The sequence below is a fragment of the Bacillus sp. 3a genome (assembly GCF_017161885.1).
GTDB classification, from domain to species: domain Bacteria; phylum Bacillota; class Bacilli; order Bacillales; family Bacillaceae; genus Bacillus; species Bacillus safensis.
In genome coordinates, this window is sequence record NZ_CP067376.1 from 565,262 (window position 1) to 577,025 (window position 11,764).

The window sequence follows — 11,764 nt, forward strand, 5'->3', positions numbered from 1 at the left end:
ACCCTTTGTTATTGTTTCCTTCAAAATGAATAATATGAAGCCCATCACAACACCCCTTATGTGATTGATGAAAAAATAATGAATATTCATCTGTTCTTCAATCAAGTACATCGTTCTACTAAAATGTAAAAAATAATAACAGCTTTGATTAGGAAGTGAAACTTCATGATTTGATCAGAATCATAAAAAACCACTTTTAACTGTTTTTTGATAGAAATAATGATATGACGAAATAGGTATAACGATATACTAAAAGAAGCAACGAGATAAATATACTCCTGCATTTTAAATGTGTCAAGTTTATGACTTTGTGATTTAAAAAAAGAAAAATGAAACAAAGAAATAGTTGACTTGATCAATAAAAAAAGAGAACTGCTGCACACAATTCTCTTTTTCATCATGATGGAGAGGTTTCTCTAATATGAAGTTGAGGCTTTAAAATCAATCGCTGCAGCTCTTCATCCTGTTCGTTCATTTTATGATATAAAAGGTTCGCTGCTTTTACCCCGATGGATCGGGGGAAGGAGGATACAGTGGTGAGCGGCGGATGGTACATTTCCGCTTCAGGAACATTATCGAATCCAACGACATCGATATCTTCACCAGGCTGGATGCCCCGTGCTGACAGTGCTTGAATGACTCCAAAAGCGACTAAGTCACTAAAGCAAAAAATAGCAGTAGGGGGCTCGGGCTGATCCATCGCTTGGGCGAGTGCTTCTTTCCCGCCTTCGCGAGTAGGTACTATATCAATAATAAGCGACTCATCAATCGTCACATTTTCTTCGTCATGAGCTCTTTTGAAACCTTTCATCCGCTCAATCCAAGTCGAAGAGGTCTTAATGCCGCCTAAAAAAGCGATGCGGCGATGTCCCTTTTGAAGAAGATGATGAACCGCCATCCAAGTACCTTGTTCATAATCAACACCGACATAGTCACATTGCACGTCTGATAATTCACGATTTGCCAGTACTTTTGGGGTGCGAATTTGATTTAATTGTTTGACCGTTCGAGCAGAGCTTTTCGAAGCTGGGTTTAAAATAATCCCGCCCACTCGGTGCTCTACCATGGTGGAAATGAGCCGCTCCTGTTTATCGACACTGTCAAAGGTTGTACCAAGTAAAACAGTATAGCCCAGCGATTCAAGTGTGGTCTGTACGCCAATTAAAAACTCCGAAATAAAGGTGTTAGAAATATCCGTCACAATCACACCAACGATATTTGAGCTTTTTGACCGCATGTTAGCAGCAACGCGGTCGTATACGTATCCTAAGTCCTCCATGGATTGCAGTACTTTGTTTCGAGTGGCTTCAGAGATTCTAGGATTATTTCGAACAACGAGTGATGCCGTTGAAGTCGAGACACCGGCATGCTTGGCGACTTCCTGTAATGTAACACGCTGTTTGTTCATTTTTTTCATTTATCTTCACCAACTTCCATGGATTGCTTAACTTTGTTCATGATCAAGAGGGATTTCTCCATCAAACGAGCCGAACATCTTTTGATTTATTATACATGAATCAGGGGGGATTGATGAAGTGAAGACATATGCGTACCGCCGTAAATCATAAAAGATTACCATTGACAGCTTTCTGAATGAGGCGTAAAATATAAAATTATTCAGAAATAGCAACATTTTAATTAAATAACGAAGGCTATGAATGCTGTGGGTCACACTATAGCAGGAGCAGCTTCTGGAGAGACCGCATGTGTGTGCGGCGCCGAAGGGTTCACAATCTCAGGCAAAAGGACAGAAGAGTACGAAATATTGTATTTGTGGTGCATGGATGATGCCGTGTATGACTTTTCTCTATTTTGCTATTCTTTTATGACCGTGAGATTGGAGCGCATCCAATCTCTTTTTTTATGGACTTTTTTAAAGGGTTCATTATTTCAGTATAAGATCGTGTCGTAGGAGGGTGTTAGCATTGGCACAACAAGAATTAAAACGAGATTTATCAAACCGTCATGTGCAATTGATTGCCATTGGCGGAACCATTGGAACAGGGTTGTTTTTAGGATCTGGAAAAGCTATTCAATTGGCAGGTCCATCAATCATTTTTGCTTATTTAATTGTCGGAATGGCCATCTTTTTTGTCATGAGGGCACTTGGAGAATTGCTTTTATCGAAGGCAGGCTATCAGTCATTAACCGATATTGCAGAGGACTATCTCGGCCCGTGGGCATCCTTTGTGACAGGGTGGACATATTGGTTTTGCTGGATTATGACAGCGATGGCGGATGTCATTGCGGTCGGGGTGTATGTGCAGTATTGGTTTGACATCCCGCAGTGGATTCCTGCCATCATTTGTTTGTTGATTTTACTCGGGTTGAATTTGTTGACGGTAAAGCTTTTCGGAGAAATGGAATTTTGGTTTGCACTCATTAAAGTAATTACGATTCTATTACTGATCGCTGTTGGAATGGTTCTTTTAATCATTGGTTTTCAAACAGATGCTGGACCGGTGACAGTAACGAATTTATGGTCTCATGGCGGGTTATTCCCGAATGGTGTCACAGGTTTCTTATTGTCATTCCAGATGGTGATTTTTGCGTATGTGGGAGTTGAACTGGTCGGTGTGTCCGCAGCAGAAACAGCCAATCCGCAAAAAAACATCCCTTCTGCGATTAATAAGATTCCATTAAGAATCCTATTTTTCTATGTGGGTGCGATCTTTGTTTTACTATGTATCAACCCATGGACTGAGCTCAGTGCATCAGAAAGTCCTTTTGTGAAAACCTTTGGACTCATTGGGATACCAGTAGCAGCAGGGCTCATCAACTTTGTCGTCCTGACATCTGCGGCATCAGCTTGTAATAGCGGTATGTTCTCGACAAGCCGCATTCTGTATAATCTCAGTCATCAAAAGCAGGGTCCAGCTTCCTTCGGACGTTTGAACAAGCATGCTGTCCCAAGTAATGCGCTATTCGTTTCGACGATTGTGGTATCGGTTGGAGCTCTTTTAAGCAAGCTGATTCCCGAGCAAGCTTTTGGTATTGTTACCACGATCAGTGCCATTTGTTTCATTTGGGTATGGAGTATTATTTTAATTTGTCATTTGAAATATAAAAAAACAAAGCCTGAACTGCATGCAGCATCTACCTTTAAAGCACCGTTCACACCTTTTGTGAATATATGTGTTTTGGTTCTCTTCGCTGCGATTCTAGTGATCATGCTGTTTGCAGATGCAACACGCCCCGCGCTCTTATTAACGCCGGTCTGGTTTTGTTTCTTACTATTGATTTATGCACGAAAGAAACGCCGCGCGTCATAATGAACGGAAAAAGCACAGCCTTTGCATGAGGCTGTGCTTTTGTTCATTTAACGATTTCTAATCTTTAGCACATAATTTGCATTCAAAATGATTAAAACAAGTCCAATGACCATGATTGAGAACAGCTGAGAGTGATTGGCTCCAAGGGAATACACAATCAAAATAAACATGGCGCTGGTCAATAGGATATTCATCATTTGATACGTATGAAACAGTCCGTCAAGCATCACATGCTTTTCGCCTTCGTCCGAAATGGCGAGCAGCTTTTTACTGTAGTCTTTGTCAGATGGACTTGGCAGGTTCCGATTAGGGTAGACAAGCTTTAGAACAGATATCGATATATATGAAATGATAACGGTGACGATAAATAAAGCAGCATTGACGAGAATCAGCCAGAGTGGCTGCTCGGTGACGATCGCGATACCGATGGCAACAATGGAAAAAATGGTACTTACCGTATTGGCTAAAGTCAAATCAGTAAAGGTCCGATATTGTTTTGCTTCCAGTTCATCCTCCTCATCTCCAGAGACCGAAAGAGACACTCTTTTTTTCATACGTGAAATCCCTGAAAAACAATAAATAATCAATAAAATCGTCAATCCACTGATGACAAGAGTCGCTTCAAATGCAACATCAAGAAGTGTCATCTCAAATTCGGCTGCCAGCAGACAGTAAGCGCCGAGAAAGCCAAGGAGAGCACCTAAGAGCATTTTGTATACAGTTTTCATGAGAGTTCATCCTCCTCGAATAGAAAAATACGTTCAATGGGTTCCTGAAAAATTCGTGAAAGCTTAACCGCGAGCAAGAGAGACGGCATTAACTCATCTCGTTCCATTAAGCTGATGGTCTGACGAGAGACCTTTGCACGCTTTGCCAGCTCAGTTTGGTTTAAACCATCACGCGCACGAAGCTCTTTTAACCGATTTTTCATTCTGTCACCTCAATTTTGCTTGAAATCTTTCCTTGATTGTAAAGCATTATATTCATTTTGACAAGTGAAGTTGTCAAAATGATAAAAATAATTGTCAGAAGGATCATCTTTATTCAAAAGGAGAACCATGATACGCTAAAGGAAAGAGAAACAGAAAACAGGTGATGTCCGTGTTCATTGATCAATTAAAAAATGACTTACATCAATCACAGCCGTTGTTCATTGGAGAAGAGACAGCGTTCAAAGCAGCAGTCCTTATCCCTTTGGTGCAAGTAAATGGAGAATGGCATATATTATTTGAGGTACGATCGCTCACCATGAGAAAACAGCCGGGGGATATTAGCTTTCCTGGGGGCAAGCTTGACGGCAGCGAAACTGCACAGGAAGCTGCACTGCGAGAAACACATGAAGAGCTGGGCATTCCGCCAGAATCGGTCGAGATCCTTGGACAGCTTAGTCCTTATATCGCTTCTCCATCCTTCGTGGTATACCCATATGTTGGTATCATTGATGAGCAAAAAGTGAAACACTCCTTTAATCAAGAAGAAGTAGAGGAGACTTTTACCGTGCCTCTATCATGGCTCAGCCAATATGAGCCGTACTTGCATCATGTATCCGTTCAGCCAACACCAGGCGAGGACTTCCCTTATGAAAAAATCATGAATGGTGAAAAATACAGCTGGGGAAGCCGTTCGATTGAGGAATGGTTTTATGATTACAAAAACTACACCATATGGGGATTAACAGCCCGCATATTAAAGCATTTTGTGACCGTTGCAAAAAGAAATTCCTAGAGAATCGCTCTCTAGGAATTTGTTGTATTCAGGCGTTCCTTCGCTGTTTGTTGTCCTTTACTTATTGAAATAGGGGATTTTGCTTGGCTCAGTCCATAGGAAGGCATGTTCACGTAGATGGATTCATACGAGCCAGCTTGAATTTGGTATGTCTCATGATAAATTCCGACCGCGTCATTATTTCGTGCTCTGTGGTTAAATTCTTTCCAAGCAGCCAAATGCTTCTTCATCTTGGCATAGGCAAGGAGGTCATCGGTTGATTTCCAATATTGAATCATCGCTGTCGTGCGTAATCCGAAGTAATTCTCTGTTCCAAGAAACCCAAGCTCATCTTGATGGGTATACAGCTCCTTGATCATGCCAGGCATTGCCATGAACACAGGCAGCCATTGATGAATGGCCCAGCGTTTGTTGATTCTCATTCCGATGATGAACACAACAATCGAATCAGAATTGTCCGTTGTAAATCTGCCAGCACGTATGTCCTTTTTCATTCATTTACCCTTCCTTCTTCATCGAATGGAATGTGTCCACGCACCAATCAATTCCTGCTTGAGCCACTCTTTTCCCATAATCTAAAGTAAACAGCCAATACTTCGCATCCGCTTCATCTGGATAAAGCTCTTGAATGTTTTGTTCAATTGAAACATAAGTTTCATAACGAATACGGAGCTGCCGCTCATAATCCTGTAAAAGCACCAATTTTTTCTCAAACGAAAGATATTGACCGAAGAATAACTTTAATAACACCTCATTACGCTCTGTTGGTAACTGATCGAGCGGCTGCGCCAGCCACTCTCTTAACGTATTCAGTCCTTTTTCAGTCAAATGATATTCCCGCTTGTCTGATCGGCCAGAAGTAGCAGCAGGTGAAACTTCCGCAAGGCCTTCCTCGACTATTAACTTTAAAGCTGGATAAATTTGTCCATAACTGATTTTCCAAAAATGATGCAGGCTTCTATCAATTAATTGCTTCACTTCGTATCCTGACTTACAATCAGTCGTTAAAATACCTAAAATCGCATACGTCGTATCATTGTATTTTTTCATATCAGCACACCTATCTAAAAGATATATCATTTAGATATATAATATGCGATATCTACTGGTGATACAAGAGGTTTTAGAAAAAATCCAATGAAGGAGGTGAAGAGATCGCTAGGAGATGCATCACAATATATTGATAGAAAAAATAAAAATCCGTCAGATCAATGATCAGAGGAGGTATGTATGAATAGATCAAAAATCTGGATCGTAGGAATTTTAGCGGTACTAGTCATCGTTGCTGTCAGCTGGATAGCATACCAAGCAAATGCAAAAAAGAGTGTATTGAACAACTCTTACGCCTTTGTATATAAGACAAGGGATCAAGTGAACTGGTTCAAGGTAACGGAGAGAAAAGGGAAAGTCACTGGTTATCTGAATGAAACCATTTTGGAGGAAAACCCAAAAAGACACTTTGATCCCAACCTATTTATCAACAAATATAAATTAACTGGTAAAACTGTTGAAAACGGTTACGAATTTCAAGTGAAGCAAGAGAAAGAGACGATCACATATAAAGTTCACCTTGATGAAAAAGATCTTTCTGTGAAAAAACAAGGTGAAAAGCAAAGCATCACCTATAAAGCAGTTGATCAAACAAAACTACGTGCTGTTCAAAAGGACATTCATGACCGATATGATGAATTGATGGAGGACTCTGAGAATAGATTCCATGATTATGTAAGAAACTTTATTAAGAAAGTAACAGGCGCTTATGGTTATCTATATACAGCGGAGGATGGTTCATACCAGCTATTTCTAAAAGTAAAACGGATGTATATGCAGTCTGAATGGGCAGGTTCTTTTTTGATGAGAACGGTCCCAGGAGATGGTGGTGAACCATATAAAGAAACGAAACATACAGCCGGTGGTGTTTCAGATGGGATAATGTTTGATTTGAGTACTTATCCTGCAATTGAAAAGGGGTTTATTTTAGGGGAAACTGATCGAGATGCAACATCAATTAAATTTCCTTTTAAAATGGCAGGCGGTACAATAGAATTTAAAGCTGTCACGAAAGAGGAATATCAAGAACAAACGGAAGCATTCAAAAAGCAGGCTGAAGAAAAGAAAAAATAGATGATGATAAACCAGATAAGTCATTTTAAACTTATCTGGTTTTTAGATGGAAGTAGTTTTTGGTGAGTGATAAAAGGATATTTATTGTATAAAAAAACAGGAAGGTTACTTCAACAATGAAAGAAGAGTAATTTGGGTATAAAGACCTTAATAATTTTTAGAAAAATAAATGTTGACGCTTTCATATAATCAATATATACTAAAAACAAATCCAATATGAATAAATTAGACATGTGACTGGTCATGCAGGCAGGATCTAAAAACGATGAATTTCTTTTATTTGTCGTTTTAGATCCTTTTTTTGTTGCCAAAATATAGGTCTCGTGTATGGGAAAAGGGGGAGAAGAAAAAATGAATTACACACAAGTTGCCAAAGACGTTTTACAGCATGTAGGCGGCAAAGAAAACATTGCGCACCTTGAACACTGTTCAACAAGGCTTCGCTTCACACTAATCGATCAGAAAAAAGCAGATGTACCAGCACTAGAAAAAACACCAGGTGTTATAGCTGTCAGAATGTCAGGACAATGCCAAGTAGTCATTGGGAATGATGTCATTGAAGTGTATCAAAAGGTAACTAGTTTAATAGGCAGCACCTCATCAAGCCAAGACGTGCCATCCAACCAGCCAAAAGAAAAAAGAAAAGCAGGCACAGTTCTGTTAGATTTCATTGTCGGTGTCTTCCAACCGCTTGTACCAGCTATCGCAGGCGGAGGAATTTTAAAATCATTTCTTCTCCTTTTCTCTTTATTAGGCTGGATGGATGCAAAGGGACAAACCTATCAAATACTGAACATGGTAGGTGATGCACCACTTTACTTTCTGCCTTTACTAGTTGCTGTAACGACGGCGAATAAACTAAAAGTAAATCCACTGGTCGCTCTATCAGCAGTCGGTGCGCTCCTTCTGCCGAACATGACGGCGATGCTTACAGAAGGTGCGCAATTACTTTCATTCGATGTAAAAAATATAGCTTATGCATATCAAGTGTTTCCGGCAATCCTTTCTGTATTGCTTTACGCGAAAATGGAAAAATTCTTTACACGGTTTTCACCAAAACCAATTCGGATTTTCTTCGTTCCGATGATGTCATTGGTCATTACTGTACCAGTTACGCTACTTCTGTTAGGACCGATTGGTTTTACAGCGGGGCAAGGCTTTTCATCTATTATTCTTGCGATGTTTAATACGGTAGGCTGGGTAGCTGTCGCAATTTTAGCAGCGGTCCTCCCATTCATGGTTGCTTCAGGCATGCACAAAGCAATGGTCCCTTATGCAGTCACAACGATGGGAACCCTTGGGAAAGAAGCACTTTATTTACCGGCATCACTTGCGCATAATATCGCGGAAAGTGGAGCGTGTTTTGCTGTGGCACTTCGAACAAAAGACAAGGTACTCAGATCAACAGCCATTTCGGCAGGAATATCAGCCTTTTTTGGCATCACAGAGCCGGCGCTGTATGGTGTGACACTGCAAAATAAGCGAGTCCTTGGAAGTGTTATGATGGGTTCGTTTGTTGGCGGGATTTTCATTGGTTTAGTTGGTATACAAGCCTTTGTGCTTGTTGGCCCTGGGTTAGCAAGCATGTCGATGTTTATATCAGATGAGCTCCCGCGAAATTTGATGTTTGCTATCATTGGAGCGGTCATTTCGTTTATTGTCGCCTTTATCGCTGCTTTTGTATTAGGTAAAGATCGAACTGTAGAAGAAAAGACAAAGGACCAAGCTGGGTTTGCTGAAAAAATTGGAGCAGGAGAAACATTCAAAAGCCCTGTGATTGGTCAAATGATCTCTCTATCTGAAGTGAAAGATGATATTTTCTCTTCAAAGGTCATGGGAGAAGGAATTGCCATTGTACCTTCAAAGGGAGCACTTTATGCACCAGTAGATGGAGAGGTAACCTTACTGTTCGAAACAAACCATGCACTTGGTATGAAGACGGACCATGGAGTTGAAGTATTATTCCACATCGGCATTGACACCGTTCAGTTGGAAGGACAGTATTTCCATCCAAAGGTGCAGGCTGGAGATCGTGTTCAAGCGGGTGATGTATTGATTGAATTTGACCTAGAAAAAATCATGGAAGCAGGGTATGATCCAGTAACTCTTGCTGTAGTCACAAATACAGATCAATATGATATTAAGGTACAGCCATTACAAGAGGTCAATCGTCAAGATACATTGATGGTTGTTACACAATTAGGAGGATAATCATATGAAAAAAATCAAAGGTTTTCCAAAAGGATTTTTATGGGGCGGCGCCATTGCTGCTAACCAGGCAGAAGGCGCCTGGAATATAGATGGAAAGGGACCGTCTGTTGCAGATATTGCAATGTACCGTTCCAACTTGAGTGTAGAAGATTATGAAGGTCATCTTGCTGTTACCACTGAAAATATAGATCGTGCGATGAAAGATCCAGACGATAAAAAATACCCAAAGCGCAGAGGTGTTGATTTCTATCATCACTATAAAGAGGATTTGGCTCTCTTTGCTGAAATGGGATTTCAAACACTTCGCATTTCTATTGCATGGAGTCGTATCTTCCCTACTGGAGAAGAAGCGGAACCGAATGAAAAAGGGTTGCAATTTTATGATCGTGTATTTGCAGAAATGAAAAAACACAACATAGAACCGATCGTGACACTCTCTCATTATGAAATGCCATTAGCCCTTAGTGTGAAATATAACGGCTGGGTTGAAAGAAAAGTAATCGACCTCTTTGTGAAGTTCGCCAATGTTTGTTTCGAACGTTATAAAGATGATGTGAAATATTGGCTCACCTTTAATGAAATTGATAGTATTCACCGCCACTCTTTCATTACAGCGGGAATTATTCCTGATCGCTGCCCAGAAGGAAAAGTAGAAGAGACGGTGTACCAAGCACTTCATCATCAATTTGTCGCATCTGCTCTTGTAACAGCAGATTGCCATCGTATCATCCCAGGCAGCCAGGTAGGATGTATGCTGACAAAATTGACAACGTATCCGCATACGTGCCACCCGAATGATGTGGAACAAGCTTTGAAACAAAACTTAGAAAACTATTTCTATGCAGATGTTCAAGTATTTGGCGAGTATCCACCAATGATCAAGCGCATGCTTGAGAGAAAAGATATTCATATTCAAATGGAAGCAGATGATCTTATCATTTTAAAAGAAAATACAGTAGATTTTATCTCATTTAGCTACTATATGTCTTTAACGGAATCAGCCCAAGAAGGATTAGAAGAGACAGAAGGGAATACCATTCGTGGAGTCAAAAACCCTTATCTTCCTTCAACTGACTGGGGCTGGCAAATTGATCCGGTTGGTCTAAAAATTTCTTTGATCGAATTGTATGATCGCTATCAAAAACCTCTTATCATAGTCGAGAACGGCATGGGTGCAAAGGATGTAGTTGAAAATGATGGCTCAATCCATGACGACTATCGTATTAACTATTTTAAAGAGCATTTCCGTCAAATGAGAGAAGCCATTGAAGAAGGCGTCGATCTCTTTGGATATACGAGCTGGGGCTCGATTGATATTATTAGTGCAGGTACATCACAAATGTCAAAACGTTATGGCTTCATTCACGTAGATCAAGATGATGACGGGAACGGGACATTAAAACGATCTCGAAAAGACTCATTTTATTGGTACCAAAAAGTCATTGAGACGAACGGAGAATCGCTTGATTGAACACCACAATCATGAAAACAGGTGATGACGATGTTTAAAATCAAAAAAGTTTTAAACTCGAGTGTGGTCCTGGCTGAAGATCAGAACCAACAGGAGATGGTTTTGTTCGGCCGAGGAATTGGCTATGGACAGAAACCAGGTCAAATGATAGAAGAGAAAAAAGCGGACCAAGTCTTTATGTCAGTCGATAACATGAGAGCAAAAGAATTTCTTCAACTGTTAGATTCAATGCCGCAGGAATTAATCGATTTAACTCAGCACATCGTCAAATATGCAGAAAAACGTTTAAACTCAAATTTAAATTCAGGTGTTTATTTTACCTTAATGGATCATTTGAATTTTGCAGTGGAACGTCAGAAAAAGAATATTAATATTACGAATCGCGTGTATTGGGAAATCAAAAATTACTATACAGAAGAATTTGAAGTAGGAAATTACGCACTTGAGTTAGTCAATGACACATTGGACATACAATTACCAAAAGAAGAAGCTGCCAATATCGCCTTTCACTTAATTAATGCATTAGGTGAAGAGTCCGAGTCGAAAGATGGTATGAAATACGCCAAGATGATCGGAAGTATTGTCAATCTTGTGCGCTATACGTTGAATATGGAAATGGATCAAGAGAATATTCATTACAGCCGGTTCATTACACATGTGAAATTCTTCGTAGAAAGATTTTATGCTGATAAATTATTATCAGATCAAGAAAATGAGTTATTTGAACAAATTGCACACTTATATCCTCAAGCGATGGATGTTGCTTTTAAAATCAAAGACTATATTAAACAGGTGCATAGTATCGTCATTCCTAATGATGAGCTTACTTATCTTGCGGTACATATACACCGCCTCATATCTTATCAGCAACTAAAATAAATGTGGAACCACTTGCCTTGATGAGGCGAGTGGTTCTTTGTATGACCAATGTTTATATTAAGTTCCGATAGGTCGTTCTGTT

The 11,764-nt window shown here is 40.0% G+C and carries 11 protein-coding genes and 1 riboswitch; of the genes, 6 read left to right on the forward strand and 5 right to left on the reverse strand.

What is annotated here, in order from left to right:
- Positions 1 to 397: 397 nt before the first annotated feature.
- Entirely contained in the window at positions 398 to 1,417 is a 1,020-nt protein-coding gene (locus JJ692_RS02705) for a LacI family DNA-binding transcriptional regulator (RefSeq protein ID WP_206534182.1), read from the reverse strand.
- A 264-nt stretch (positions 1,418 to 1,681) separates the two neighbouring features.
- A riboswitch (glycine riboswitch) is annotated at positions 1,682 to 1,761 on the forward strand.
- A 164-nt stretch (positions 1,762 to 1,925) separates the two neighbouring features.
- On the opposite strand from JJ692_RS02705, the gene JJ692_RS02710 reads away from it, so the two are divergent.
- Positions 1,926 to 3,272 carry an amino acid permease gene (locus tag JJ692_RS02710; RefSeq protein ID WP_206534183.1) on the forward strand — a complete coding sequence of 449 codons (1,347 nt, stop codon included), beginning with the start codon at positions 1,926 to 1,928 and terminating at the stop codon, positions 3,270 to 3,272.
- Between the two features lie 47 nt (positions 3,273 to 3,319).
- Here the strand turns inward: JJ692_RS02710 and JJ692_RS02715 are convergent, their stop codons facing one another.
- On the reverse strand, positions 3,320 to 4,000 hold the full coding sequence (locus JJ692_RS02715; protein ID WP_197202731.1) for a DUF3169 family protein: 681 nt from the start codon (positions 3,998 to 4,000) through the stop codon (positions 3,320 to 3,322).
- Entirely contained in the window at positions 3,997 to 4,203 is a 207-nt protein-coding gene (locus JJ692_RS02720) for a helix-turn-helix transcriptional regulator (protein ID WP_003215336.1), read from the reverse strand. Before JJ692_RS02720 ends, JJ692_RS02715 begins: the two co-directional genes overlap by 4 nt.
- Before the next feature lie 170 nt (positions 4,204 to 4,373).
- Here JJ692_RS02720 and JJ692_RS02725 point away from each other — a divergent pair, with 170 nt between their 5' ends.
- A complete protein-coding gene (locus JJ692_RS02725) occupies positions 4,374 to 4,997 on the forward strand; it encodes an NUDIX hydrolase (protein ID WP_073208080.1) in 624 nt (207 codons plus the stop codon).
- Positions 4,998 to 5,008: 11 nt separating this feature from the next.
- Here the strand turns inward: JJ692_RS02725 and JJ692_RS02730 are convergent, their stop codons facing one another.
- Entirely contained in the window at positions 5,009 to 5,491 is a 483-nt protein-coding gene (locus JJ692_RS02730) for a DUF4188 domain-containing protein (RefSeq protein ID WP_206534184.1), read from the reverse strand.
- A gap of 4 nt (positions 5,492 to 5,495) precedes the next feature.
- Positions 5,496 to 6,047 (reverse strand): PadR family transcriptional regulator, encoded by a 552-nt coding sequence (locus JJ692_RS02735; protein ID WP_025093728.1) that lies wholly within the window; start codon positions 6,045 to 6,047, stop codon positions 5,496 to 5,498.
- Between the two features lie 180 nt (positions 6,048 to 6,227).
- Between JJ692_RS02735 and JJ692_RS02740 the strand changes: the two genes are divergently transcribed.
- The 4 genes from JJ692_RS02740 to JJ692_RS02755 all read left to right on the forward strand — a co-directional run bounded on the left by JJ692_RS02740 (position 6,228) and on the right by JJ692_RS02755 (position 11,682).
- Complete coding sequence (locus tag JJ692_RS02740; RefSeq protein ID WP_206534185.1) at positions 6,228 to 7,121, forward strand: hypothetical protein; 894 nt, start codon at positions 6,228 to 6,230, stop codon at positions 7,119 to 7,121.
- Between the two features lie 351 nt (positions 7,122 to 7,472).
- Positions 7,473 to 9,332, forward strand: coding sequence for a beta-glucoside-specific PTS transporter subunit IIABC (locus tag JJ692_RS02745; RefSeq protein ID WP_206534186.1), 1,860 nt, complete (start codon positions 7,473 to 7,475; stop codon positions 9,330 to 9,332).
- A 4-nt stretch (positions 9,333 to 9,336) separates the two neighbouring features.
- A complete protein-coding gene (locus tag JJ692_RS02750) occupies positions 9,337 to 10,803 on the forward strand; it encodes a glycoside hydrolase family 1 protein (RefSeq protein WP_206534187.1) in 1,467 nt (488 codons plus the stop codon).
- Between the two features lie 30 nt (positions 10,804 to 10,833).
- Positions 10,834 to 11,682, forward strand: a complete 849-nt coding sequence (locus tag JJ692_RS02755) for a PRD domain-containing protein (protein WP_206534188.1) — start codon at positions 10,834 to 10,836, stop codon at positions 11,680 to 11,682.
- Positions 11,683 to 11,764: the final 82 nt, after the last annotated feature.